Origin of the sequence: Pseudoalteromonas sp. CO325X, assembly GCF_004208955.1 — a bacterium.
GTDB classification, from domain to species: domain Bacteria; phylum Pseudomonadota; class Gammaproteobacteria; order Enterobacterales; family Alteromonadaceae; genus Pseudoalteromonas; species Pseudoalteromonas ruthenica.
Genome location: NZ_SGPG01000022.1, coordinates 231923 through 257069, shown reverse-complemented (window position 1 = coordinate 257069; position 25147 = coordinate 231923). Strand labels below are relative to the sequence as shown.

Below are 25147 nucleotides of genomic sequence, written 5' to 3'. Positions count from 1 at the left end.
CAGAATTTACATTGTCTGACTTACTTAAAACTCAAGTAAGTGATCGAAGAATGGCCAGACAGACGTCCAGCCATTCTTAGTTCTATTATGCCCTTAAACGGAACGATTAAGAAGCATTGATTTGATTTGCCCAATCGCTTTGGTCGGATTCAAACCTTTCGGACATACATTGACACAGTTCATGATATTGTGACAACGGAATACGCTGAATGCATCGTCTAAATCTGCCAAGCGCTCATCGGTGGCGGTATCTCGGCTATCCGCTAAGAAGCGGTAAGCGTGTAATAGGCCGGCCGGGCCGATAAATTTGTCTGGATTCCACCAGAAACTTGGGCATGATGTTGAACAACATGCACAAAGAATACATTCGTATAGCCCATCTAGCTTTTCACGATCTTCAATCGACTGCAAACGCTCACCCGCTGGAGGCGTATCATTAATGAGATACGGCTTCACTTTCTCGTACTGAGTGTAGAATTGCGACATGTCGATTACAAGGTCACGAATAACCGGTAAACCCGGTAGTGGACGAATCACTACCTTGCCCTTGCCGTTTGTCTGCAATGCAGAAATTGGCGTAATACAGGCAAGGCCATTTTTACCATTCATGTTCACACCATCGGAGCCACATACCCCTTCACGGCAGGAACGACGAAATGCCAGGCTTGGATCTTGCTCTTTTAACATCAGCAGTGCGTCAAGCACCATCATGTCACGACCTTCTTCCACCTCAAGGGTGTAGTCTTTCATGAATGGCGCATCATCCACGTCTGGATTGTAACGATAAACAGATAATTCTAAAGTTGCCATCGTCATCTCTCCTAGTAAGTACGAGCTTTAGGTGGGAACGCTTCACGAAGCTTAGGTGCATAGTTTACATCACGCTTAGACATTTCTTCTGTCTCGGGGTTGTAAACACTGTGGCACAGCCAATTTTCGTCATCACGGTCCGGGTAGTCGAAGCGCGAGTGCGCACCACGGCTCTCAGTACGGAAATTCGCAGCAACCGCTGTTGAGTAAGCTGTTTCCATCAAGTTATCAAGCTCTAAACACTCGATACGTTGAGTGTTGAACTCGCTTGATTTGTCGTCCAAGCGGGCATGCTGAAGACGCTCGCGAATTTCTTTAAGCTCTTTAAGACCCGTTGCCATTGAATCCCCTTCACGGAATACCGAGAAGTTAAGCTGCATACATTGCTGTAGGTCTTTTTTGATTTGCACTGGGTCTTCGCCCTGGCCTTCTTTTGATGTTTCCCAACGGTTGAAACGTGCCAATGCACCTTCAATGTTGTCGCTTGAAGCATCACGTTGCGCTTGGTAATCGTTCAAGTAAACACCTAGGTAGTTACCTGCTGCACGACCAAATACAACCAAATCAAGTAGAGAGTTACCACCTAGGCGGTTAGCACCGTGTACAGATACACAAGCGATTTCACCGACTGCGAATAGACCTTCTACTAGCGTATCGTTGCCTTGGGCATCAACGCTTAGCACTTGGCCGTTCACATTAGTTGGTACACCACCCATCATGTAGTGACAGGTTGGAATAACTGGAATTGGCTCTTTCGCTGGGTCAACGTGGGCGAAGGTTTTAGCTAGGTCACATACGCCAGGTAGACGTAGATTTAGCGTTTCCTCACCAAGGTGATCCAGTTTCAGTTTAATGTGCGGGCCCCATGGACCTTCACAACCACGACCTTCGCGGATTTCGGTCATCATTGAACGGGCAACTACGTCACGTGACGCTAAGTCTTTGGCATTAGGCGCATAACGCTCCATGAAGCGCTCGCCATCTTTGTTCAGAAGATAACCCCCTTCACCACGGCAACCTTCAGTTACCAGGGTTCCGGCACCGGCGATCCCGGTTGGGTGGAACTGCCACATTTCCATGTCTTGCATGGCTACGCCAGCACGTGTGGCCATACCCACGCCGTCACCCGTGTTGATGTGCGCGTTAGTGGTCGAGGCATAAATACGCCCTGCACCACCGGTGGCAAGCACAACCACTTTCGATTTGAAGTAAACCACTTCACCAGACTCGATGTCGATAGCTGTACAACCCACTACCGCGCCGTCGTCGTTTTTAACAAGGTCCAGTGCATACCACTCAGAATATACATTGGTTTTGTTCTTTACGTTTTGCTGATATAAGCAGTGCAGCAAGGCGTGACCGGTACGGTCCGCTGCAGCCGCTGTACGCGCTGCTTGCTCGCCGCCGAAGTTTTTCGACTGACCACCGAATGGGCGCTGATATACGCGGCCGTTCTCAAAGCGTGAGAAAGGCAAGCCCATGTTTTCAAGCTCGGTGATTGCCTCTGGGCCAGTTTTACACATGTACTCAATGGCGTCTTGGTCACCGATGTAGTCGGAGCCCTTAACGGTATCGTACATGTGCCATTCCCAGTTATCCTCGTGCGAGTTACCTAGTGCTACGGTAATACCACCCTGAGCCGACACGGTGTGTGAACGGGTTGGGAAAACCTTGGAAATAAGCGCACAAGACTTGCCTGATTCAGTGATTGCTAACGCTGCGCGCATACCTGCACCGCCAGCGCCAACCACTACTGCGTCAAATTCGCGAACTGAATATTTCACTTAAACACCCCATAGAACAAACAGGCCAACTACTACGTAAGATAGGGCCATAAGGTTTAATACGAAGCCAAGAAACGCGCGTAGTTTGGCGTTCTTTACATAGTCGGTCAGCACCTGCCATAGGCCGATGCGTGCGTGCACCATAATGCACGCAAGGGCGATTAGGGTATATACCTTCATCGCGAAGTTACCGAATAACCCCGACCATGCTTCATAGGTTAATGCTGGAGTGCATAGCAGATAACCAATAATAAATAGTGCATAAGAGCTGATGATAAGTGCCGTCGCTCGTAGCGATACGAAATCCTGAACACCATCACGCTTTAAAGATGCTTGATTTAAGACCATAGCCAAACTCCCGCCAATACGGCAACAATCACCCACAATACAAAGCCGATTTTAGCGGTTGCATTGCCTGAATCTAATTCTTTCCACGGACCCAAGTCTTGGATTAAGTGGCGTACACCTGCGATGAAGTGATACGAGAGAACGGTGAGGGTACCCCAGGCGATAAATTTGGCAACAAACCCGGTTAACAGGCTTTTGACAAATTCAAATCCTTCCGGAGAAGACAGTGACACAGCCCATGCCCAGATAACAAAGGTCAAGGCAAAGAACATTGCGACACCGGTGACGCGGTGCAGAATTGATGCTTTGGCCGTTGCTGGCATAGAGATGGTCGTTAGATCGAGATTTACAGGTCTTTGCTTTTTCACAGTTACTTGCCCATCTTGCTCACATTGATAAATAGAGCCATCTACATTGTTGTTATAACCATTTATGCAATCACTGCATAAATGCGCTCACATAAATAAACCCACAGACGCGAAAAAAGATCACTTTATTTGTTCAATTTTAAAGCGAAATTTCACGTGTTTGTCATAAACGGTTTACTCAAAGACGTTACGGTATTGAACCCCTGACAGTATATAAGTCTGCAGCGGATATTACAATTCTTGTTTAGTCACGGAGGTTTGCGAATTAGCCATTGGTATAATATTTAATCTTTGCAGAATATTTATTATACACAAATGCATTAAAATTGACTTTCTACCCCTCTTGTACGTTAGAATGATCGGAATTTGCTTAACATTAGTATCACGCATAACAGCTTTAGCTTGTTATTCTTATAGGAGATAATTAGATGGCAGATAAGAAAGCCACTGTCCATATTGATGGACAAGACCCGATTGAACTTCCCATTTACGAAGGTACTGCGGGTCAAGACGTTATCGACGTCCGTACCTTAGGCGCACACGGCTACTTCACCTACGACCCAGGGTTCATGTCGACTGGCTCTTGTGACTCATCTATCACCTACATCGACGGTGGTAAAGGCGTATTGCTACACCGTGGTTACCCCATTGATCAGCTTGCTGAACAATCTAACTACGTCGAACTTTGCTACTTACTGCTTAACGGCGAATTACCGTCAGAAGCAGAGCTTGAAGAATTCTCTAAGTCAATCACTCTAAGCACTATGGTGCACGAGAAAGTGGCGGCCTTCTTCCAAGGTTTCCGCGTTGATGCTCACCCAATGGCGATGCTATGTGGTGTGGTTGGTGCAATGTCTTCTTTCTATCACCAAGACTTAGATATCTCAGACCCAGCACAGCGTAAGCGCAGTGCCACTCGCCTAGTTGCGAAGCTGCCGACTATCGCAGCAATGGCGTACAAGTACACCATTGGCCAACCGTTCGTTTACCCACGTAACGACCTGAGCTATGCAGAGAACTTCTTACACATGATGTTCTCAGTGCCTTCTGAAGATTACCAAGTAAATCCTGTGCTTGCTAAAGCCATGGACCGTATCTTCATGTTGCACGCTGACCACGAGCAAAACGCATCAACTTCAACGGTACGTATTGCTGGTTCATCTGGTGCTAACCCTTATGCATGTATCGCAGCGGGTATCGCATCACTTTGGGGCCCTGCGCACGGTGGTGCTAACGAAGCATGTTTGAACATGCTACAAGAGATCGGCTCAGTTGATCGCATTGACGAATACATCGCTAAAGCGAAAGATAAGAACGACCCGTTCCGCCTAATGGGCTTCGGTCACCGTGTTTACAAAAACTTCGACCCACGTGCCACGGTAATGCGTGACACCTGCCACGAAGTATTGAAAGAGCTAAACATCGAAGATCCACTTCTAGATGTTGCTATGCGCCTAGAGCAAATTGCTCTTGAAGACCCTTACTTCGTTGAGAAGAAACTATACCCGAACGTAGACTTCTACTCTGGTATCATTCTTAAGGCGATCGGTATCCCAACCAGCATGTTCACCGTTATTTTCGCTATGTCGCGTACTGTCGGTTGGATCTCGCACTGGGATGAAATGCTGTCTCAACCTGGTCACAAGATCAGCCGTCCACGTCAGCTATACAAAGGCGCAACGAAGCGCGATTACGTCGCTCAAGACAAGCGTTAAGCAACGCGTTTTAGAGTTGAAAAAGGTCGCTCCCAAGCGGCCTTTTTTATTGCCATTTCAGCCTAGTTCTCTACAATGGCGGCATTTGTACAGCCAGCTTTACTAACCATGTTTGATATAGACGCAATACGCCAAGATTTCCCTGCCCTGACTCAACATGGTGACACCGAACGTGTTTATTTTGATTCGGCCGCAACGGCGCACAAACCACGCTGTGTGATTGACACCTTGACGCGCTTTTACAGCCAAGAAAACGCCAACGTGCATCGCGGCGCACACCAATTAAGTCAGCAAGCAACCAGCCGTTATGAGCACGCTCGCCAGCAAGTGGCCGAATTTATCGGCTGTCAGCATAACGAACTGGTATGGACCAAAGGGGCCACCGAGGCTATTAACTTGGTTGCCTATGGGCTGACGGCGCAGCTACAACCCAAAGACGTGATTTTAATTACCGAGCTTGAGCACCACGCCAACATCGTACCCTGGCAGCAGCTGGCGAGGCGCACCGGTGCAACATTGATGGCCGTCCCAGTCACCCCGGCTGGTCTACTCGATATCGCTCAAGCGGAGCAAATGATTGCCCAGTATCGACCCAAGGTATTTGCCCTGGCTCATGTTTCTAATGCTCTTGGCAACATTAACCCCGTTAAAGCGCTACTCAGTCAGGCCAAGCAACAAGGTGCTTGGACCTTGGTTGATGGTGCCCAGTCGCTGCTGCATTTGCGCCCACAAATGGCCGACTTGGGCTGCGACTTTTTCGTGTTTTCGGCGCATAAATGTCTTGGCCCTACCGGCCTTGGCGGACTGTTCGGGCGCTTTAGTTGTCTTCAGCAACTCGATGTTTTTCAAACTGGCGGCGAAATGGTCGCTAAAGTACGTATCGAGCATACCGAATTTAACCCGCCCCCGAGTAAGTTTGAAACCGGCACGCCGAATATCAGTGCGGTGCTTGGCTTTGCTGCCGCCATTGAGTATTTAAATAACCTTGATAGCGCCGCCCTAGCTGCGCACGAGCGTAGCTTAATGCAGTATTTAGTGGCGCACTTAAGCGACATTGAGTCGGTGTCCTTGATTGGCGACATGCAGCATAATGTCGGTACCGTCAGCTTTTATGTACAATCAGAGCACCCCTATGACATTGCCACCTTACTCGATATGGAAGGCATTGCCCTGCGTCATGGCCACCACTGCGCGCAGCCATTAATGCACGCGTTAGGGGTCAATGGTACGGTGAGAGTCAGCTTGGCGTTTTACAATACCTTTGCAGAAATCGACCACTTTATCAGTGCACTACGTAATACCTTGGAGATGATGGCACCATGAGTTATCGCAATTACCCAGAGCTAAAACAGGCTTTTCAAGCCCTTCACGGCTGGCAACAACGTTATCGTGAGCTGATGCTGTTGGGAAAAAGCTTGCCAGTCCTCGCCAATGAGCTCAAAGTCGATGAAGCTAAGGTTTCCGGCTGTGAAAGTAATGTCTGGTTGTATATCGACTTCACTCCCCAAGAAGATAAGCTGGTTGTGGTGGCCGATTCTGACACTCGCATTGTTAAAGGATTACTGGCGTTGATTCTCATGATGTACAACGGTAAAACCCCGCAACAAGCAGCGGCCCTTGACGCCGAACAAGAGTTCGAGGAGTTAGGGTTGATGCGCCACCTTAGCCCCTCGCGCGGTAATGGCATTCGCGCCATTGTCAGCGCGATTAACCAATTTGCCAAAAGCCACTGTTAACCCTGGCTTTGCTCACTCAAACGTTGGCGCTTATTTAAGTATTTGCGTACTGCTTTGGCCGCTGCGAAAAAGCCAAAGCTGCCGGTCACCATGGTTGCCGATCCAAAGCCATTAGCACAGTCCATATTCATCGTTGAATCGGCCCCTTGCTTAGCTCGACATACCTGTCCATGACCATCGGGATAGACCAACTGCTCGGTGGAATACACACAATCGACATCAAACTTACGCTTCGGATTGTTGCTAAAATTATATTGTTTGCGCAGTAAATAGCGAACCTTGGCCAATAACGGATCGTGGGTGGTTTTGGCGACATCGCCAAATTTTATCTCACTGGGGTCGGTTTGCCCTCCCGCGCCGCCGGTGGTGATAATAGGTAACTTATTGCGTCTGCAATGGGCAATCAAGGCCGCCTTTTCCTTCACCGCATCAATGGCATCGATGACGTAGTCAAAGCCTTGAATGTGTTCGCGAATGTTATCCATAGTGATGAAATCATCAATCACATGCACGGTGATCTGTGGATTGATAAGCTGGCAACGCGCTTTCATGGCTTCCACTTTGGCTTCGCCCACCGATTGCGAATGCGCATGAATTTGCCGGTTACTGTTGGTAACGCATATATCATCGAGGTCGATAAGGGTGAGCTGCCCTACTCCGGTACGCGCCAGCGCCTCGGCTACCCAACTGCCGACCCCGCCAATGCCGATGACACAGAAATGCGCCTGCTGCAGCCATTGGGTTTGCTGTTGTCCGTAAAGGCGGCTGATACCACCGAAGCGAAGTTGATAATCATCTTGTGTCATTGTCTCTACCAATTTAACTGCCAAGGTTGGTTGTCACAAAAGCTTAAAAGTGTATTTAGCTGTGCTGCATGCTGTCCTTCTTGCATCGGCGCACAAAAACAATAATGCTGGTCGCGATATTGAAAACGCAGCGCGTACGCATGTAAATAGGTGCGATCGCTGGCCTCGGCGCCATACAGGGTATCGCCCAGAATTGGTGCCGATAATGACTTCATGGCAACACGGAGCTGATGTGTTTTGCCACTGAAAGGCTTTAACACCATGCCCCTTAGTCCCGGTGCCAGCGAGTAGCTATAAAATCGGGTAATGGCCGGGTTTTCCTGGGTTTTAAGTAGCTTGAAAGCGCCGCGCCGGGCTTTGCCCATGTCACCTTTGATCCACCCCTGCTTCTTTTTCGGTTTTGCCGTACAGAGCGCCATATAGAATTTATCTACTTCATGGGCACTGAACATCGCCGTGAATGTCGCCGCCGCCGCGCTGCTTTTTGGTAGCAGCACTAAACCTGAGGTCACCTTATCAAGGCGATGTACGGGGTAGTACTTAGTGTTCAATTGCTGCTGGGCTATGCCCACCAGCCCCGGCTCGTTACCCTGCGAGTGAAAATTCATCCCCGCCGGTTTATATACAACGGTGAAATCGCTGTGATCACTGATGACTGTGAGGGTACTCATTGAAGTGCGCTTATCACTCGCGCTAGGTCTTCTTCGGTATCCACTCCCGCAGCGGGCACCTGTTTGGCTTCGGCCACGTTAATGGTGAAGCCATGATAAAGCACACGTAATTGCTCCAGCGACTCCAGTTGCTCTAAAGGAGATGGCGCCAAGCCAATATATTCATTAATAAAACCTGCGCGATAGGCATAGATACCGATATGGCGTTGCATGTGGCGAATGTCTAACTCGCAGCTTTTTGTTAGTAACGCATCGCGATGATAAGGGATCGGCGCGCGGGAAAAATAAAGCGCTTGCTGTGCGGTGTTACTCACCACCTTTACTGCATTGGGATTGAGCGCCTCTTCGCGGTCTGTAATCGCCGTCGACAGGGTGGCCATCGGGGCGTCGTTACCACTGAGCAATTGCGCCACTTGGGCGACATTTTCTGGCGCTAGTAACGGCTCATCGCCTTGCACATTAACCACCAGCGTGTCGTCATCTAGCGCTAGCTTAGCTACGACCTCGGCTAAACGCTCTGTGCCAGATTGGTGGTCTTCCCGGGTCATCACCACGGGGGCACCGAAGCCCTCGCACACGGTCGCCACATCAACGTGATCGGTGGCCACATAAACCGCCGTCGCGCCAGATAACACCGCACGCTCATAGACGTGCTGAATCATTGGCTTGCCGGCTATATCAGCCAGCGGTTTGCCTGGTAAGCGTGTAGAGGCATAGCGTGCGGGAATAATAACTACGAATTCCACTGCTCAACCTCGTCACTGCTCAACTCTCGCGCTTCGTTTTCCAACAACACCGGAATGTCATCACGAATTGGGTAAGCCAGTTTCGCAGCGGTACTAATGAGTTCTTGGTTTTCTTTATCGTAGCGCAACTTTCCCTTACAAACTGGGCAGGCAATAATTTCTAAGAGCTTAGTATCGAACGCCATTTACAGCACCCCTTTACGTTTTAAAATAGTTGTTAATTGAGTTTCCAAAACCTGATTGGCCTTGGCATCTACGCGTAAATAATAACACTGCCGGTGAGCGAAAGTACGACATTTTACCGCATCTTTCTCTGTCATATAGACAGCCTGTTCGCCAAACTGGGTTAAATCCGATGCTTGATAATGATGATGGTCGCGATAATGCACGGCTTCACTAATTGCCACGCCAATTGCTTGCAGGCTCTGCTCAAAGCGCTCCGGATTGCCAATAGCACTGATGGCGACGCCCTTTGCAAACGGAGGCGATAGCGGCTGCTCATCGGCAACCCCATAAAGCCCGGATGAGGCTAACTGATAACTGGCTTGTCCTGCTTGCTCACCATTGTAGATCACCAAATCGACAGATTTTAGCCGCCCTTGCCCCTCGCGCAACGGCCCTGCGGGGAGCAGTAAGCCATTGCCAAAGCGCCGCGCGGCATCGACTATACATAATTCGATATCGCGCTCTAGCGCGTAATGCTGCAGGCCATCATCGCTGAGAATGACATCGACACTTTGTAGCGCCAGCAGCTTTTCTATGCTGGCCTTGCGATCGCCGCCAATCACCACCGCACATCCGCTGCGTTTGGCCAGCAGCACCGGCTCATCGCCACCTTGATGGGGCTCGGTATCCGCTGTGACCACAAAGGGCATCTCTGGGGGGTGGCTGCCATAGCCACGGGAAATAATACCAACGCGCTTGCCGTGTTGCTGCAGCAGCTCGGCCAGATAGAGTGTCATGGGCGTTTTACCGTTACCACCCACACTGATATTGCCCACGACAATCACCGGCACTGGCGCCCGGTAGGCCGCGAATAGACCCAAACGATAGCCTAGGCGACGAGCATGACTAATCAGCCAGTATAAGGCCGTTAACGGCAATAGCAGCACCGTAATCAGACTCAGTCGGCGAAACCAAGAGCGCTCTATCGCAGCGCCGATGCCGTTATCGGCGCGACTCATTGCCCCTCGCCTTGCTGCATTTTTGCCAGCGCCGCATAGGTGCCGTTGGCATTTAACAGTTCGCCATGGGTGCCCTGTTCAATAATTTGTCCATGGTCGAGCACATATATGCAATCTACTTGCTCTATGGTCGACAAACGGTGGGCGATAATAATCGCGGTTTTATCTTTCATCAGCGACTCAAGCGCTTGTTGGATTAACTTTTCCGACTCGGTATCAAGCGCTGAGGTGGCCTCATCAAGGATCAGTATCGGTGCATCTTTAACCAGAGCCCTGGCAATGGCAATACGCTGGCGCTGACCTCCAGAGAGCATGACACCGTCTTCACCAATCATGGTATTTAAGCCTTGCGGCAAGTCTTTAACAAACTCCCACACATGTGCTTTTTTAGCCACTTCGATAAGGGCTTGTTCGCTCAGCGGTTGTGCCAAGCCATACATAATATTGTTAGCAATAGTATCGTTAAATAGCACCACCTGTTGCGAGACAATAGCAAACTGTTGACGCAGGCTCGCCAGAGTTAGCTCATTGGTGGCAATACCATCGAGTTTAATCGCCGATGCCGGCTCAACGTCATAGTAGCGCGGTAATAAATTCGACAGCGTCGATTTACCCGAACCCGAACGCCCGACCAGGGCGATATTTTGCCCCGGAGTAATATCCAGTGACAATGACTTTAATACCGGCTCTGCAACATCGGGGTAATGGAAGGTCAAGTCGGTAATTTGAATATGCCCTTTGGCTTTTTCTAGTACTTGCGTGCCGGTGTCTTTTTCCTGTTCGGTATCAAGCACGGTGAAGATACTTTGCGCAGCGGCGATACCACGTTGCAGCTCGCTGTTTACGTTCGATAGCTGTTTCAGCGGGCGTAGCATCAGCATCATCGACGAGATCAGGCTGACAAAAGTCCCAGAAGTGATTGAGTTAAGCATGCTGGGCATGGAGATAAGCACTAAGATCACCGCCATAGATGAGGCAGCAAGAATTTGAATGACCGATACGCTCAGCGCTTTGGTGGCATCCATTTTCACCCGTTGCAGGCGGTTGATATTGTTAACATGGGCAAAGCGCTCGGTTTCCTGTTGCTGGCCATTAAAACCATGGATCACTTTGTGTCCTGAGAGCATCTGCTCTGAGCAACGGGTAACATCACCCATGGCATTTTGAATATTTTTGGAAATACGGCGAAAACGCTTAGACACCACAGTCACGATGATGGCAACAATCGGCGTGATCACTAAAAACACCAGCGACAGCTTCCAACTGGCAGCAAACATCACCACCAATAAAAACGCCACATACGCCCCTTCGCGCACCAGCACCAACAAGGCTTTGGTAATAGCCTGTTGCACCTGCTCGGTATCAAAGGTGATCTTTGAGATAAGCTCACCATTGGAGTGCTTATCATGAAAACTCACCGGGAGGTTAAGCATGTGTTGGAACAAGTCTTGGCGCAATGAGCGCACCACTTGCGAACCCACATAGGCCAAACAGTAACTGGACACAAAGTTAAATGCGCCGCGACCTAGTACCAACGCAATCACAACAAAAGGAGCCCAAGTCAAAACAGCGCTGTTGCGCTCAGTTAAACCTTCATCGATAAATGGCTGCATTAGCCACACAAAGGTGGCATCCATTGCTGAATACCCTAGCATGCCAATAATGGCGACAATGGCGGCGGCTTTATAAGTCTTTACATAACCAAGTAGTCGCTTATAACTTTGGGAGGCGCTTTGCTGCATAATACTCTCGAATCAACGCAATAGCGGGTATTGTAGCTTTAGCAAAGCAAAAACAAAACTCAATCACTGATAAACCAATAGCTTTTGTCTGCTTTTGCTGTTTTTATCTGCATTTCGGTGTCATAAAATTGCACCCGAATACCACCTTGCAATTTAGTTTGGTATTGCTCAGCATTATGCGCTGCAAAACGTGCGAACACCTCGGGGTGTGGCATCTGCCAATTACGACGGGCGCCACTTGAGTGAATCACCACCTTAGGCTTGGCTTGTTTAATAAACGCGGCACTAGAAGAGCTATCACTGCCATGATGGGCACTGACCAAGACATCCACTGGCCTTATTTTATCTTGCGTTAACAGCTGCTGCTCTTCTCGCTCGGTGATATCACCGCTTAGTAGCACATTGTATTTGCCATCACTGATGTGCACCACACAAGAGTTAGCATTATCAGTTTGCTGTTTGCTATGCGGCCAAATAGAGCGAACAGTCAAGCCACGCCAGCTCAATTCGCTCATTCTACAGATACCTGGATTACCATTATGAAAGGGTTTCAAGGTGTGCCCATACCCTGCTTGTAGCCAGTGCTCTAGCCCGCCAGCATGGTCATTATCGCTGTGTGAAATAATGGTATGCTCGACCTGCAAGCCTCGTGCGTTAATGATAGGTAGCAAGGTATTTTTAACTATCGAGTAGCGCGAGAAATAATTAGGTCCGAGATCATAAACCACGGCTTTGCCTTGGCGGCTGATCACTATGCTCAGCCCATGGCCGACATCAAGCACATCAAGTTGCCATCTGGGTTGATAAACCCATTGCTGTGCACAATAGCCAACAAACAATCCCCCTGCATAACACACAGGCCATAAACTGGGTTTTATCAGTATGGACGTAACTGCAAGGTAATAAATAATAACCACTGTGGTATCAAGTTCACCGGTGGAAAACCAAAGTGCAGGACCAAGCTCTATCACCCCTTCTAACGTCGAGGATAGCGCCAAGTCCAACTGACGCAACAGCCACAGCATTGGTTCGCTGAACCCAGTTAATACCACGACAATCAGTAAAGGCAATAAAATAAAGCTGACAAAAGGCACGGCAACCAGATTCACCGGGGCACTGGCCCATGAAAATCCACCGAACGTCGCTGCACTCAATGGCGCTAAGGCAATAAACAACCATAGCTGAATGAACATATAACGACTAAGCCAGTGCCATCGTTGCGACTGCACCAAAGCAATAACAATGGCCGCCACAGCTAAAAAAGAAAACCACAGCCCGATATTAAGTAACGCAAAAGGATTCGCTAACAACACGCAGGCCAAGGCGATAAGCAAGCAGCGCGACAACGAATAGTGTTGTCGTGAAAAATACAGCCAAACAAAAACGGCTAACATCAGCCAAGCTCGTTGAGCACTGATAGGCAGCGCGCATAACAGCACAAATATACCGGATATCAAAAGCGCCACACCTGCCACTAATCGGTTTGTAAGGGCCTGTTGCCATTGTCCTGAGCGCACCCCATGCGCTACACACCAAAGCCCGCACTTAATACCTATAAAGCACAACCCGTACAGCAAAGAGATATGCAACCCCGAAATAGCTAATAAATGGATAATACCGCTGTGTTTGAAGAACTGATTGTGCTTGGGCTCTATATCACTGCGTTCTGCGCTTAGTAGTGCTAAGTATACGCCTTTTAACTCAAGCGGTTGCAGCTGCGCTTTCAACCAAGTCAGGTAACGCTGCCTTATCGACGGCGATGCGTGAGTAGTCGTTATGTTTTTAGGTGAGCTTGCTGTGAAACTGAACCCATGTAGAAACCCATAAATTCGCCTATCGAGCACATCGTAGTTAACACGCCAGCGTTTCGATTTGACGCGCATATCAGCGCTCAGCTTAGCACCCATTGCGACAGGCTGATTGGCATGCACCGCTACACTGAGTAAATGGTTTTGATAAAAAGGAACAGCGTAATCAGCCACATCATTGAGGCGCAAGGTGACAAATTGAGTTGCCCCCAATACCCGTGTTTGTTGAACTGTGCCATGCACCTCAACGTATGCACCACTCAACGATGGTCCATGCCAGGTAAATATAAGTTGGTGGTAAACCAGGGTATAGCCAATGGCGAAGACCACACCGCGAATAAAGCCTAAAAATACACCACAATACACCCTGATTATTGCCATTATAGGTATTATGATAAAAAGTACTGGCAGTGACGGGGTGAAAAGTGACAAAATACACCCGAACGCGAATCCACTGCACACCGCAATAGATGTACAGGGCCCTATCCCATGGCGAAGAAAACCATTCAACGGTTTTTACCCGATCACAATAAGATTAAACAGCAAAAGTCGCTACGCATATTTGGGCGATTTTTACATGACGCTAATCTGTGGCATTTAAACAGACGATCGGCGCGAGGTGCCTTTTCCGTAGGCCTATTTTTCGCATTCATTCCGGTTCCCTTCCAGATGATTTTAGCGGCTGCTGTGGCAATACCTCTGCGGGTCAACCTGCCTTTGTCCATCGCCCTAGTGTGGATCACCAACCCTTTGACTATGCCGCCGATTTTCTATTTTTCTTATTTGGTTGGTACGTGGATTTTAGGACATCAAGAGCAAGCCTTTTACTTTGAGGCAAGTTGGCAATGGCTGAGTGACAGCCTCACAACCATTGGGCCTGCGTTTTTAGTAGGTTCGCTGGTGTGTGGCACAGTCGCCGCGCTTATTAGCTTTATAGTAGTTGATTTTTTGTGGTGTCGCGGTGTTAAAAAAGCATGGCAAGCTCGAAACTCTGACCATGACAGCTAAATTTAAGCCATAAAAAAACCGCCAGTTGGCGGTTTTTTTATGCGTATAACACTTACAGGATATCGATAAGCTCGATATCGAAAATAAGTGTTGAATAAGGAGCAATAGCTGCACCTGCACCGCGCTCACCGTAAGCAAGGTCATGCGGCACATACAAGCGCCACTTTGAACCCGTAGGCATCATTTGTAACGCCTCGGTCCAACCTTTAATAACACCACCTACTGGGAACTCTGCAGGTTCGCCGCGCTCGTAAGAGCTATCAAATACAGTACCGTTGATAAGTGCACCGTGGTAATGAGTGCGAACGGTCGCATCAGCGCTAGGCTTGTCACCTTCGCCCTGTTCGATTACTTCGTACTGTAGACCCGATTCAGTCACTGTTACTTCTGCACGCTTAGCGTTGTCAGCTAGAAAAGCTTCGCCTTCTGCAGCCAATACTTTTGCTTCTTCTTCGCGGCGTTGCTGAATCTCAGCGTTAATTTTTTCAAACGCTGCCTGGATTTCAGGGATTTCTACTTGGAAGCTTTCACCGGTAAAGGCATCCTTCATTCCTTCAAACACGGAATTTACGTTCATTCCTTCGAAAGGGGTTGCTTTTAGTTGCTCACCCATTTGTAGGCCAATGCCGTAGCTTGCCTTTTCCGCGTCGGTATTAAATTTATCAGACATAAAGTTGTTCATCTTTTGTTTCTATAAATGCCTGCACAGGGTAACACACTGAAAAACGCACGTCAGTGCTGGCTAGAAAATCTAAGACGATGAGCGCTCATTTGCCGAACTATTGGCCACTTTTGCGCTGATCCAAGGCATTAACCAAACGAAAAGCAGCAAAGAGACAATGCTAAATACCCATAGCCAATAAGGGAGCCCTACAAATAATGGCTGGATCATGACCCCAAATACGATGATGCCCAAACAGCTTATGATCAGTGCGCTTAAAATAGCCAAGGTGTTATCGTATTTTGTGATTAAATGGGCGGTAAGCAGGTTAAAACCGGCAATGGCAGTTAACGTCATAATCCAGTTTAGCTCGGCATCGCGAACGAGAGTTAACACCACATCCAAGCCCTGTGCATATAAAAATGCCACAATGCCCCAAGCAACAATACGCATTACATTATGCATGAGCGAGTAAATCCTAATAGGTTAATAGCCGCCATTATAACGGGAAGCAAAACGAAAAAAACCGCCAATGAGGCGGTTTTGGGAATGAGGTGGCGGAGAGATAGGGATTCGAACCCTAGATGGGCTATTAACCCATGCCGGTTTTCAAGACCGGTGCATTCAACCGCTCTGCCATCTCTCCGAATTGGCGCGCATATTAATGACTTTTGCTGGCGCTGTAAAGCGTTTTAAATCAATTTAGTAATATTGCCGAGGGCACTTGGCTATCAGCGCACAAATAACACAGCCTATAAGCGCCAACAGTGCAAAAATCACACTTTGGGTAATAAGTTCTGGCCGTTGATTCTTACTGGCAGGAACAATGAGCAAACATAAAGCCGGTAATGCACTGAAACACAAGATATAAGCGGAGACCTTAAGTGCTCGTAAAAAGCCAAAACGTTTAGTGTAAAGCATCCAAATGGCAATAAACACGACCACGGCCATGGCGCTCAAGGTGATGTAAAGAGGCGCTTTGGTTAGCATCGCCACATAGGTCGTTAATAACGCCCCAACGACACCCCAGAAAGTCCATAAGCCCCAGCGTTCTTTCTCTCTTAAAAATAGGTTACCCATAGCAATACATCTTCTTCTTATTATTTATTAGGGTCTGCTCAAAACTTAGCCTAACAAAAATAATCATGATAAAAAACCGAGCATTTAGATTATTTTCCCGTTAATTTGGCGAAATTCGACACACAATAACAAATAAAAGGTTAATGAAAGATGACTCATTCGTAGCTGCGGGCACAATACGATGCTCGTTGCCCACACAGGGCGTTTGACACTAACTTATTAAAATAGTTCACAGCGAGTCGGTAAAAAAATCAGCGACTTGGTGGCGACGCTTCTTAGGACAATCCACCGTGGGCGTTCCCAGATAAAGGAAGCCGACAATTTCATCGTCATCAGTGAGCTTTAAAGCCTGTTTAACTGTGGCTGATTTTGCAAATGCACCCGTTCGCCAAATACCCGATAAACCTTGAGCAAATGCCGCTTGTTGCATCGCAAATGTCGCGCAGCTAGCACTGGCCACTTGCTCAACCCACGGCACTTTATCATGTTCAATGTACTTCATGATACAGACGATCACCATTGGAGCTCGCTCAGGCAATGACGCTGCACGCTCAATCACTCGCTCGCCCATGCCTTCTTTTTGCGCCGCCTGTAAGAAAATATCACCTAACTTCTCGCGCTGGCGCTCTTGTAAAACGATGAATTTCCACGGCGCAAGATGGCCATGATCGGGTACTCTCAGTGCCGCTTGTTGAATAAGTTCAAGTTGCTGAGCATTGGGCCCGGGAAAAGAAAGCTGGCTATCAGATTGACGATTTAATAAAAGCTCTTTTGCATTCATGGCTATATATGAGAATGTGAATAATTAACAAAAGAGTACCATATTCAAGCGATGATAAAAATGGCCCAAACGGGCCATAGAGTCGTAGTCACTGAGAATGAGTGGCTAGCAACTGGCGTTATTCACGAGGTGCTGGACGCAGGTAATAATCGAGGCTGACAAAACGACCTCCACCATAGAAAAATAGCGCCAACAACATGACAAAATAGATACTCGCAAACTCAATACCGTTATTAAGAATGACGATGTTGCCAGTTTCATATAAATACTCAGGGCGGCCGTTTTCGCCAATCAGCTGCTTCATAATATCGAGCCGCTGCTTAGCTTGTATGGAGTTCTCTAGACTCTGCTGCGCTCCTGGAATCCCTACCCAATCAAGCACTTTTGCGGCACTGGTATCTGGGTTAGTTGGTGTAATGGCAAACCAGCCATTATGCCAATGCACGGTTGTAGCGGCCACGACCATGGTAAACATTAAAGGGATGCTCACTAAGCGTGTAAACAAGCCAACAAGGATGAGCCATCCACCTAAAAACTCGGTCCACCCGGCTAAAAAAGCAAGTACCTCAGCAAATGGTAGGCCCAAGCCCCAGTCGCTATTACCGAACCAAGCAATGACATTGGCATCGGCGAGCAATCGTTGCGACCACGCAAGGTCGCTATTAGCAAGGTTGAGTTTATTAAAGCCCGCGATGATCATCACCGGGGCAAGGATTAAACGCATACACAACGAGGGTAGCCCATCGAGAAAGCTGAGTTGTGATAGCAGTGAACGGTAAACACCGGTAACGGTGGTGAGCATAGGGCACCTTGGGTCTGAATTAACTAATATTGATATAGCACACAGACCGCCGGGTGCCGGAAGTTATTTCATATTATTGACAGCAGTTAGCTTTTGCTTTGCTAGGCACTATCAAATTTCTCTCGCTACTAGTAAGGCTTCTTTAATTGCTCGCTTAGCGTCAATTTCTGCGGCCAGCTTAGCACCACCTATCACATGGACTTGAGCACTATGTTGCTGATCAGCTTGCTTAAATTGAGCATCATTGGCAGTTTGCCCAATGCAACCTATCACAGTATCGACATTCAGCACTTTTGCTTCGCCATTCACACGAATGTGTAACCCTTCATTATCAAAACGCTCATACTGACATTCACCAATTTGCTCCACGTCGTGCATTTTTGCCACTTTACGGTGGATCCAACCGGTAGTTTTCCCTAACCCTTTACCGAAGCGCCCGGCACTGCGCTTAAGCATATAAATCTTTCTATCGCTTTTATGCAGTTCAATGGGTTGCTCAATGCCCCACTGAGCTTTGAAATGCTCAACGCTTTGGTGATGTTGCTCGGTTAAAAACGCAACCATGTCAAAGCCTATGCCACCTGCACCTAAAATAGCGATGCGGTCGGTGAGCGTCACGTCACCGCGAATAACCTCGTCATAACGAAAGATTCGTTTACCATCGGCGCATTCAATATCCGCTTCACGAGGCGACACTCCACAGGCGAATACCACATCATCGTATTTGCTAAGCATGGCCGGCTCATATGCCGTATTGGTTTGCAAATCAACGCCTTGGCGCACCACCTCTTCACTGAAGTATTTGAGTGCTAATTGAAAGTCTTCTTTACCCGGAATACGCATGGCGAGATTGAACTGACCGCCTAAATCATTGGATTTTTCGATTAAGGTGACGTTATGGCCACGTTGGCGTAAATAAATACTTGCTGCGAGTCCCGCAGGCCCAGCGCCAACAACCAATACCTTTTTCGCTTTTGCGGCTTTTGTGATGGCGTAGTCAAGCTCGAATGCGGCCAGTGGGTTCACCAAGCAAGTGGCTCGTTGCCCTTTAAACACGTGATCCAGACAGCCTTGGTTACACCCTATGCAAATGTTGATTTGTTCGCTGCGTTGCTGCGCATACTTATTAAAGAGCTCTGGGTCAGCAAGCAGTGGCCGAGCCATGGATATCATATCGGCTTGACCTTGGTTTAAAATGCTATTGGCTATGTCCGGCGTGTTGATACGGTTGACGGCAATAACGGGCTTATCTGTTGCTTGTTTAAGGCGTTGTGACGCTTCTCTAAAGGCCCCTGGCGGCACCATAGAAGCAATTGTTGGTACGCGCGCCTCGTGCCAGCCAATACCGGTATTAAAAATATCAACGCCCGCCGCATCCAGCGCTTTGGCCTGAGCGGTAACCTCCTCGGCTGTCGAACCATCAGGAATTAAATCCATCACCGACAGGCGAAATACAATCATAAAGTCATCACTGACAGCAGCGCGCACGGCTGAGACGATTTCCTTAGCTAAACGCATACGGTTTTCATTGCTACCACCGTATTCGTCGGTACGCTTATTGGTATGCGGTGCCATAAATTCGTTGATTAGATAGCCTTCCGAGCCCATGATTTCGACGCCATCATAACCCGCTTTTTGCGCTAGCTTGGCGCTTTTGGCAAAGTCTTTGATGGTGCTTTTTATCATCCCCACCGACATAGCCTTCGGCGTGTAAGGTGAAATAGGCGCCTGAATAGCGCTCGGCGCGCAGCTAAATGGGTGGTAGGCATACCGTCCGGCGTGAAGCAGTTGCAAACAAATCTTGCCACCATGCTTGTGCACGGCTTGCGTGTATTTTTTATGCTTTACTACATCAAATACACTGTTAAAGGAGGACGAAATAGGCGTAAGCTTACCGCGAATATTTGGACTATAACCGCCGGTGACGATGAGGCCCACGCCTCCCTTCGCACGTTCTTCGTAGAATGCAGCGAGGCGTTTGCGATTATGCCACCCCTCTTCTAAACCGGTGTGCATAGAGCCCATCACGAGCCGGTTTCTTAATTCTCCATGCATCAATTTTAGTGGTTGTTCTAGCATGGTGTTACCCCTTTACTATTATCTGGTCATACCTGTTTCAGGGTAGCGATCTTTGCCACATTGAGCAAGCACTAGCGATACAGTATTCGCCAATATAAACACTTCGTTACTTTTTTCTGTTTAAACTTTTTAACCCTTTAGGCTAATATGGGATTCTATCCCGTACGCCCCCAAAATGGATAAAGTAAGGATCTGATTTTGATTAAAAAAGCAGTAAAGGCCACTTGGCATGGAATTAACTTCTCGCGCCAACTTTTGGTCAACATTCTTTTTATAGTGCTTGTTATCGCTATTATAGCGTCTATTGCAAGCGATGAAGGCGAGATTATCGTCCCTGACGGTGCCGTGCTGACACTTAACCTAAATGGCTATTTAGTGGAGCAGAAACGCTATGTTGACCCTCTCGATGCAGTATTTGCTGGACCGTTTGGGGGCCAAGATGAGCCGGCAGAAATTTTAGTTGATGACGTTGTTGATGTGATCAATAACGCTGCTAAAGATGATCGCATCACCGCTATGCTGCTCGATTTACAGCAGATGGGTGGCGCGCACATTAATAAACTCAATGCCGTTGCCGATGCCATTGACGCTTTCAAAGCACAGGGCAAACCGGTTATTGCTACTGGCTATTATTACACCCAAAGCCAATATTACTTAGCAGCGCATGCTGACGAAGTAAATTTACATCCTTATGGCGGCGTTTCAATCGATGGATTTGGTGTCTACCCAGTGTATTTCAAAGAAGCACTCGATAAACTTAAAGTGACGCAACACGTTTTCCGCGTCGGTACCTTTAAGTCTGCAGTTGAACCTTTGATTCGTAACGACATGTCCCCCGCTGCAAAAGAAGCAAATAAAGAGTGGCTTGGTGAATTGTGGCAGCAGTATAAAGATGAAATCACTGCACTACGTGGCTTCGATGCCAGCAACTTTGATGAAACCCTTGACGACTATTTACGCAAGCTTTCGCAAGTAGACGGGAACAGCGGTGAGTATGCGCAGCGTTTTGGTTGGGTGGATGCACTTAAAAATAATCAACAAATTCGTCAACAGATGGTCGACCTAGTCGGTTACGACGACGAAGGCAAAAACTTTTTACAAATTGGCTTTAACGACTACCTCGCATCGTTTAAATCGCCCATGCCATTCGAAAACCCAATCACAGAAAAGGTGGCGGTTATCGTTGCTAAAGGAACCATTGTTGATGGTGAGCGACGCGCTGGCGAAATCGGGGGAGACAGTACGGCTGCCCTACTTCGTGAAGCCCGTGAAGATGACCTAGTTAAAGCCGTGGTATTACGCATTGATTCCGGTGGCGGCAGCATGTTTGCCTCAGAAGTTATTCGTCGTGAAGTTATCGCTCTTAAAGAAGCAGGCAAACCTGTAGTAGCGTCCATGGGTTCAGTCGCAGCTTCCGGCGGTTATTGGATTGCTTCTGCAGCCAATGAAATCTGGGCTGCTCCGAGCACCATCACCGGCTCAATCGGCGTATTTGGCACAATCATGACATTTGAGGACAGTGCTGCCGAGTTAGGCGTGTATTCTGATGGTGTGGGGACGACCGAACTGAAAGGCTCATCCATTCTGTTGGGCCTAAAAGATAAGATGGCACAAGCGATTCAAATGAGTGTTGAGAATGCCTACGAGCGCTTTTTGAATGTGGTTGCACAATCTCGCAACATGAGCCCTGCTGAGGTGGATGATATCGCCCAAGGCCGAGTGTGGATTGCAACGCAAGCAAAAGAGCTCGGGTTAGTGGACAAGCTTGGTGATAAAGACGCAGCCATCAGCGCTGCCGCTGAAATGGCCAGCCTCAAGCAGTATGACGTTAAACTCATTGAGCAACAGCTGACGCCGCGTGAGCAACTGTTAAATAGCTTATTGAGCTCATCCATGGTTAGCACGCTAATCGATAAGCAGACCCCGGCAAGCGCAAACCTTGGTGCGACCATGCAGGTCAACAGCTTACTAAAACAGGTCGAGCAGCAGGTTCAGAGTTTACAAAACTACAATGACCCTGATGGCATCTACGCTAAGTGCTTGGTATGTCGTGTTTCTAACTAGCGCTTAAAGCCTGGAATGATATACTAGCCCGATGAATTTCATCGGGCTTTTTTTATGAAACGTAAACGCATTTATATCGCTTATACAGGCGGCACCATCGGTATGAAAAAATCCAGTCAAGGCTATGTGCCAGCGGCGGGGTTTTTAACCGAGACGGTGAAAAACAGTGCTGAATTTAATCGCGACGAGATGCCGCTGTTTGACATTGAAGAATACTGCCCGCTGATCGATTCTTCTGATATGTCACCGGCGCACTGGCAGATGATAGCCGACGATATTAAAGCCAAGTACCACGACTACGATGGTTTTGTGGTACTACATGGTACTGATACCATGGCCTACACCGCGTCTGCCTTATCCTTTATGTTTGAAAACCTGACCAAACCGGTCATTATTACCGGCTCGCAAATACCGTTGTCACAGCTGCGCTCAGATGGCCAAGTGAACCTCCTAAATGCGATGTATTTAGCAGCTAACTACCCCATTGCAGAAGTAAGCTTATTTTTCAATAATCAGCTATTTAGAGGCAATCGCGCCACCAAAATCCACGCCGATGGATTCAATGCGTTTGACTCTCCAAATTTGCCGCCGCTGGCAAAAGCAGGGATTAACATTCGGCTCCTAGAAGGCCAGCTTAGCCCCTATATCGACAACGATTTACAAGTCTCGCGCATCACCCCGCAAGCTATTGCCGTGCTGCACTTATACCCAGGGATCAGCGCCGATGTGGTCAGCTCTATAATTAATGACGATATTAAAGCGCTCATCTTACTGAGTTTTGGTGTCGGTAATGCACCTCAAAACCACGAGTTTTTGGAGCTTTTGGCAAATGCGAACGAACGTGGCATTATCGTCGTAAACCTTACCCAGTGCTTGCAAGGGCAAGTTAATATGGGCGGCTACGCTACGGGCAATGCACTGCTAAACGTCGGTGTGATCAGTGGCTATGATATGACCCTAGAGGCCTGCCTCAGTAAGTTACACTACTTGCTAAGCAAAAACGCAAGCCCGCAAAGTATTCGCCATTTAATGCAAGATAACTTGCGCGGAGAGTTGAGTCGCTAAGTGATATTTTTGGCACAGCAGCGACTGTGCCTTTTATTGCATAGTGGTATCTATCTGCACGCGTAGTTCAGTAGTGCAACAAATAAGCCGCTGCCTGTACCAACTCGCTTTGCGCAGGCCCCATCAAAAGGCGTGATTCACATCATAAACCACTCGGTCTGCTTTTATGGTTTGCTGAACCTGTAATTGCTCAAGTAGCTCTGGCTCAACGCGCAGTGGGTCTTTATCAAGAATAACGAAATCAGCTAATTTCCCTACCTCTAACGTCCCTTTGTTTGGCTCTTCAAAGTACTGCCAAGCCGCCCACTCTGTCATAGATTTCAAAGCGATATAAGGACTCACTTGATGGTGCGCCCCCAACACTTTGCCAGAGCGTGTCTTACGATTAACGGTGGTCGATAAAACGCGTAATGGGTTGGGCTTTACCACAGGTGCATCATGATGTTGGGTAAAGCGCATGGCGTGTTTTTGCGCCCACCCTGTGGGAGAAATATTCTCAGCACGCTCCAGTCCTAATACTTCATCTCGGTGCCAATCTCCCCAATAGAAGGTATGCATAGAGAAAAAAGACGGGATCACTGCTAGCTGTTTCATACGTTTAAGCTGATCTTCACGAACAGTTTGCGCGTGGATCATCACCGTCCTGCGACCTGCCTGCTCAAATCTTGTCGCTGCGCTTTCTATATCTCGCAATAAGGCGTCTGCTGCAGCGTCGCCATTGGTATGAACAATCAGTTGCCAGTTGTTGGCATAGGCCTGTGCCACGAGCTTAGAGCGAGCCTTATCATCGGCAATGGCTGGGTAGCCACGATACTCAGAGTTATGCCCTGCTGGCGGATGAAGATAAGGCTTACTGAGCCAGGCTGTTTTCCCTTGAGGCGAGCCATCAAAACTCAATTTGACGCCGGCTATTCGTGCCCCGCCTTGGTAATCTTTGCTCGCTCCTTGTGCAAGCATAAAATCATATTCCTGCTCAAGATCAGGGTAGATAGCCACATCAATCGGCAAAGACTGCTTTTGCGCCCGTGCTAACCAATATGTACTGGTGCTTTTATCTGCACGACCTTCTTGAGCAGTGGTGTAACCATTGGCCATGTAAAGGGCAAGCCCTGCGCTCGCTATTTCATCTTGTAATTGCTTATCAATGGCCGAAAAAACACTAAACAAGGGCTGAAAAAGTGCCATTTCTTCAAGCACCCCATTCGCTTGATTAGAAAGTTCATCAATACGTATTACGCCGCCATCAATGTGTGGGGCCTGTGGTAAGTAACCCACCATTTCCAAGGCTTTGGTATTCATAACCCCCAAATGCCCGGACTGGTGCATAATCAAAATAGGTATTTCGCTGGAGACCGTGTCGAGCTCTGTGGCAGTTGGGTGCCGGCGCTGCGCCAGCTGCGAATCGTCATACCCCATGCCAACGATCCAGCCGAGCTTTTTCGCTAACATAGGCTGACCCTGGTGCCATTGAGTCAAGGTGCTCAGCAGCGCCTCAATAGAATTTACTTGGCCGTCAGGCCCTGGGAGTAAATCAGCACTCAGCTGCGCTAAACCAGCATTGAAAAGGTGACTGTGGGCATCTATGAACCCAGGCAGTAGCGCTTGCCCTTGTAAGTTCACTTGCTTAGTCTGCTCGCCAACATGGTCATTCGCTTTATGAAGTTGACCGGTAAATATGATCCGACCATCTTTGGTTGCAAGCGCTTCAACATACTGGGGGGCGTCACCGGCCATCGTTATAATCGGGCCGCCAAAGTATAGGGTATCGGCATTTGCGAGTTTAGTTGCGGGTTGTTGAGGCTGAGTGCAGGCAATAATACCTGCGCTCAACAGTGCCAAACAGAGAATGCGTAACACTTTAAAGTCCTCAAAAAAGAAACTTGGAATGT

At 48.2% G+C, this 25147-nt stretch carries 24 protein-coding genes and 1 tRNA gene; 6 read left to right on the top strand and 19 right to left on the bottom strand.

Going from position 1 to position 25147, the window contains the following annotated elements; all coding sequences use genetic code 11:
- Positions 1–93: 93 nt before the first annotated feature.
- The 4 genes from EXT46_RS13380 to sdhC are packed head-to-tail and all read right to left on the bottom strand — an operon-like array spanning position 94 to position 3310.
- Positions 94–810, bottom strand: coding sequence for a succinate dehydrogenase iron-sulfur subunit (locus EXT46_RS13380; RefSeq protein WP_022946093.1), 717 nt, complete (start codon positions 808–810; stop codon positions 94–96).
- A gap of 11 nt (positions 811–821) precedes the next feature.
- Entirely contained in the window at positions 822–2594 is a 1773-nt protein-coding gene (gene sdhA / locus EXT46_RS13375) for a succinate dehydrogenase flavoprotein subunit (RefSeq protein WP_045978836.1), read from the bottom strand.
- The gene (sdhD, locus tag EXT46_RS13370) at positions 2595–2942 is read right to left on the bottom strand and encodes a succinate dehydrogenase, hydrophobic membrane anchor protein (protein ID WP_022944506.1); all 348 of its coding nucleotides are present in this window, start codon (positions 2940–2942) and stop codon (positions 2595–2597) included.
- Complete coding sequence (sdhC, locus tag EXT46_RS13365; protein ID WP_051034453.1) at positions 2933–3310, bottom strand: succinate dehydrogenase, cytochrome b556 subunit; 378 nt, start codon at positions 3308–3310, stop codon at positions 2933–2935. The genes sdhD and sdhC overlap by 10 nt, the downstream gene beginning before the upstream one ends.
- Positions 3311–3738: 428 nt before the next feature.
- Here sdhC and EXT46_RS13360 point away from each other — a divergent pair, with 428 nt between their 5' ends.
- The 3 genes from EXT46_RS13360 to EXT46_RS13350 all read left to right on the top strand — a co-directional run bounded on the left by EXT46_RS13360 (position 3739) and on the right by EXT46_RS13350 (position 6761).
- On the top strand, positions 3739–5025 hold the full coding sequence (locus EXT46_RS13360; RefSeq protein ID WP_045978838.1) for a citrate synthase: 1287 nt from the start codon (positions 3739–3741) through the stop codon (positions 5023–5025).
- A 75-nt stretch (positions 5026–5100) separates the two neighbouring features.
- Positions 5101–6348: a cysteine desulfurase gene (locus tag EXT46_RS13355; protein ID WP_240701134.1), complete on the top strand. Its 1248-nt coding sequence runs from the start codon at positions 5101–5103 to the stop codon at positions 6346–6348.
- Entirely contained in the window at positions 6345–6761 is a 417-nt protein-coding gene (locus tag EXT46_RS13350; protein ID WP_053910499.1) for a SufE family protein, read from the top strand. Before EXT46_RS13355 ends, EXT46_RS13350 begins: the two co-directional genes overlap by 4 nt.
- Here EXT46_RS13350 and tcdA read toward each other — a convergent pair.
- The 7 genes from tcdA to EXT46_RS13315 are packed head-to-tail and all read right to left on the bottom strand — an operon-like array spanning position 6758 to position 14099.
- The gene (gene tcdA, locus EXT46_RS13345) at positions 6758–7567 is read right to left on the bottom strand and encodes a tRNA cyclic N6-threonylcarbamoyladenosine(37) synthase TcdA (protein ID WP_130147844.1); all 810 of its coding nucleotides are present in this window, start codon (positions 7565–7567) and stop codon (positions 6758–6760) included. The genes EXT46_RS13350 and tcdA overlap by 4 nt on opposite strands.
- A gap of 5 nt (positions 7568–7572) precedes the next feature.
- Complete coding sequence (locus EXT46_RS13340) at positions 7573–8238, bottom strand: TIGR01621 family pseudouridine synthase (protein ID WP_130147842.1); 666 nt, start codon at positions 8236–8238, stop codon at positions 7573–7575.
- Entirely contained in the window at positions 8235–8984 is a 750-nt protein-coding gene (gene kdsB / locus EXT46_RS13335; RefSeq protein ID WP_045978842.1) for a 3-deoxy-manno-octulosonate cytidylyltransferase, read from the bottom strand. Before kdsB ends, EXT46_RS13340 begins: the two co-directional genes overlap by 4 nt.
- The gene (locus EXT46_RS13330) at positions 8972–9169 is read right to left on the bottom strand and encodes a Trm112 family protein (RefSeq protein WP_022944513.1); all 198 of its coding nucleotides are present in this window, start codon (positions 9167–9169) and stop codon (positions 8972–8974) included. Before EXT46_RS13330 ends, kdsB begins: the two co-directional genes overlap by 13 nt.
- Positions 9170–10168: a tetraacyldisaccharide 4'-kinase gene (gene lpxK, locus EXT46_RS13325; RefSeq protein ID WP_205988241.1), complete on the bottom strand. Its 999-nt coding sequence runs from the start codon at positions 10166–10168 to the stop codon at positions 9170–9172.
- Positions 10165–11910 carry a lipid A export permease/ATP-binding protein MsbA gene (msbA, locus tag EXT46_RS13320; protein ID WP_130147840.1) on the bottom strand — a complete coding sequence of 582 codons (1746 nt, stop codon included), beginning with the start codon at positions 11908–11910 and terminating at the stop codon, positions 10165–10167. The genes lpxK and msbA overlap by 4 nt, the downstream gene beginning before the upstream one ends.
- A 59-nt stretch (positions 11911–11969) precedes the next feature.
- Entirely contained in the window at positions 11970–14099 is a 2130-nt protein-coding gene (locus EXT46_RS13315; protein WP_130147838.1) for a DNA internalization-related competence protein ComEC/Rec2, read from the bottom strand.
- A 108-nt stretch (positions 14100–14207) separates the two neighbouring features.
- Here EXT46_RS13315 and EXT46_RS13310 point away from each other — a divergent pair, with 108 nt between their 5' ends.
- On the top strand, positions 14208–14726 hold the full coding sequence (locus tag EXT46_RS13310) for a DUF2062 domain-containing protein (protein WP_053910494.1): 519 nt from the start codon (positions 14208–14210) through the stop codon (positions 14724–14726).
- 52 nt (positions 14727–14778) lie between these two features.
- Here the strand turns inward: EXT46_RS13310 and EXT46_RS13305 are convergent, their stop codons facing one another.
- The 7 genes from EXT46_RS13305 to EXT46_RS13275 all read right to left on the bottom strand — a co-directional run bounded on the left by EXT46_RS13305 (position 14779) and on the right by EXT46_RS13275 (position 20129).
- Complete coding sequence (locus EXT46_RS13305) at positions 14779–15396, bottom strand: FKBP-type peptidyl-prolyl cis-trans isomerase (protein ID WP_026111357.1); 618 nt, start codon at positions 15394–15396, stop codon at positions 14779–14781.
- Between the two features lie 81 nt (positions 15397–15477).
- Complete coding sequence (locus EXT46_RS13300) at positions 15478–15852, bottom strand: hypothetical protein (RefSeq protein ID WP_022946608.1); 375 nt, start codon at positions 15850–15852, stop codon at positions 15478–15480.
- A 90-nt stretch (positions 15853–15942) separates the two neighbouring features.
- Positions 15943–16033: transfer RNA gene (locus EXT46_RS13295), tRNA-Ser, on the bottom strand.
- A 56-nt stretch (positions 16034–16089) separates the two neighbouring features.
- Positions 16090–16467: a hypothetical protein gene (locus tag EXT46_RS13290; protein ID WP_130147836.1), complete on the bottom strand. Its 378-nt coding sequence runs from the start codon at positions 16465–16467 to the stop codon at positions 16090–16092.
- A gap of 229 nt (positions 16468–16696) precedes the next feature.
- Positions 16697–17248, bottom strand: a complete 552-nt coding sequence (locus tag EXT46_RS13285) for an NAD(P)H nitroreductase (RefSeq protein ID WP_130147834.1) — start codon at positions 17246–17248, stop codon at positions 16697–16699.
- Between the two features lie 118 nt (positions 17249–17366).
- Positions 17367–18050 (bottom strand): DoxX family protein, encoded by a 684-nt coding sequence (locus tag EXT46_RS13280; protein WP_130147832.1) that lies wholly within the window; start codon positions 18048–18050, stop codon positions 17367–17369.
- A gap of 111 nt (positions 18051–18161) precedes the next feature.
- Positions 18162–20129, bottom strand: a complete 1968-nt coding sequence (locus EXT46_RS13275; RefSeq protein ID WP_130147830.1) for an NADPH-dependent 2,4-dienoyl-CoA reductase — start codon at positions 20127–20129, stop codon at positions 18162–18164.
- Between the two features lie 198 nt (positions 20130–20327).
- Between EXT46_RS13275 and sppA the strand changes: the two genes are divergently transcribed.
- Together sppA and ansA are read left to right on the top strand one after the other, a co-directional pair.
- Positions 20328–22193 (top strand): signal peptide peptidase SppA, encoded by a 1866-nt coding sequence (gene sppA, locus EXT46_RS13270; RefSeq protein WP_022946603.1) that lies wholly within the window; start codon positions 20328–20330, stop codon positions 22191–22193.
- A 54-nt stretch (positions 22194–22247) separates the two neighbouring features.
- Entirely contained in the window at positions 22248–23258 is a 1011-nt protein-coding gene (gene ansA, locus EXT46_RS13265) for an asparaginase (protein ID WP_022946602.1), read from the top strand.
- Positions 23259–23381: 123 nt separating this feature from the next.
- On the opposite strand, the gene EXT46_RS13260 is transcribed toward ansA, so the two are convergent.
- Positions 23382–25115, bottom strand: coding sequence for an amidohydrolase (locus tag EXT46_RS13260; RefSeq protein ID WP_130147828.1), 1734 nt, complete (start codon positions 25113–25115; stop codon positions 23382–23384).
- Positions 25116–25147 lie beyond the last annotated feature (32 nt).

Coding starts and splice junctions, on each gene's coding strand:
- sdhD (WP_022944506.1), bottom strand. CDS start 2,942: ATGGTCTTAAATCAAGCATCTTTAAAGCGTGATGGTGTTCAGGATTTC.
- EXT46_RS13310 (WP_053910494.1), top strand. CDS start 14,208: ATGGCGAAGAAAACCATTCAACGGTTTTTACCCGATCACAATAAGATT.
- EXT46_RS13290 (WP_130147836.1), bottom strand. CDS start 16,467: ATGGGTAACCTATTTTTAAGAGAGAAAGAACGCTGGGGCTTATGGACT.
- EXT46_RS13355 (WP_240701134.1), top strand. CDS start 5,101: ATGGCGGCATTTGTACAGCCAGCTTTACTAACCATGTTTGATATAGAC.
- EXT46_RS13275 (WP_130147830.1), bottom strand. CDS start 20,129: ATGCTAGAACAACCACTAAAATTGATGCATGGAGAATTAAGAAACCGG.
- EXT46_RS13340 (WP_130147842.1), bottom strand. CDS start 8,238: ATGAGTACCCTCACAGTCATCAGTGATCACAGCGATTTCACCGTTGTA.
- lpxK (WP_205988241.1), bottom strand. CDS start 10,168: ATGAGTCGCGCCGATAACGGCATCGGCGCTGCGATAGAGCGCTCTTGG.
- EXT46_RS13315 (WP_130147838.1), bottom strand. CDS start 14,099: ATGGCAATAATCAGGGTGTATTGTGGTGTATTTTTAGGCTTTATTCGC.
- EXT46_RS13380 (WP_022946093.1), bottom strand. CDS start 810: ATGGCAACTTTAGAATTATCTGTTTATCGTTACAATCCAGACGTGGAT.
- msbA (WP_130147840.1), bottom strand. CDS start 11,910: ATGCAGCAAAGCGCCTCCCAAAGTTATAAGCGACTACTTGGTTATGTA.
- EXT46_RS13360 (WP_045978838.1), top strand. CDS start 3,739: ATGGCAGATAAGAAAGCCACTGTCCATATTGATGGACAAGACCCGATT.
- EXT46_RS13305 (WP_026111357.1), bottom strand. CDS start 15,396: ATGTCTGATAAATTTAATACCGACGCGGAAAAGGCAAGCTACGGCATT.
- EXT46_RS13285 (WP_130147834.1), bottom strand. CDS start 17,248: ATGAATGCAAAAGAGCTTTTATTAAATCGTCAATCTGATAGCCAGCTT.
- EXT46_RS13300 (WP_022946608.1), bottom strand. CDS start 15,852: ATGCATAATGTAATGCGTATTGTTGCTTGGGGCATTGTGGCATTTTTA.
- ansA (WP_022946602.1), top strand. CDS start 22,248: ATGAAACGTAAACGCATTTATATCGCTTATACAGGCGGCACCATCGGT.
- EXT46_RS13280 (WP_130147832.1), bottom strand. CDS start 18,050: ATGCTCACCACCGTTACCGGTGTTTACCGTTCACTGCTATCACAACTC.
- EXT46_RS13350 (WP_053910499.1), top strand. CDS start 6,345: ATGAGTTATCGCAATTACCCAGAGCTAAAACAGGCTTTTCAAGCCCTT.
- tcdA (WP_130147844.1), bottom strand. CDS start 7,567: ATGACACAAGATGATTATCAACTTCGCTTCGGTGGTATCAGCCGCCTT.
- EXT46_RS13330 (WP_022944513.1), bottom strand. CDS start 9,169: ATGGCGTTCGATACTAAGCTCTTAGAAATTATTGCCTGCCCAGTTTGT.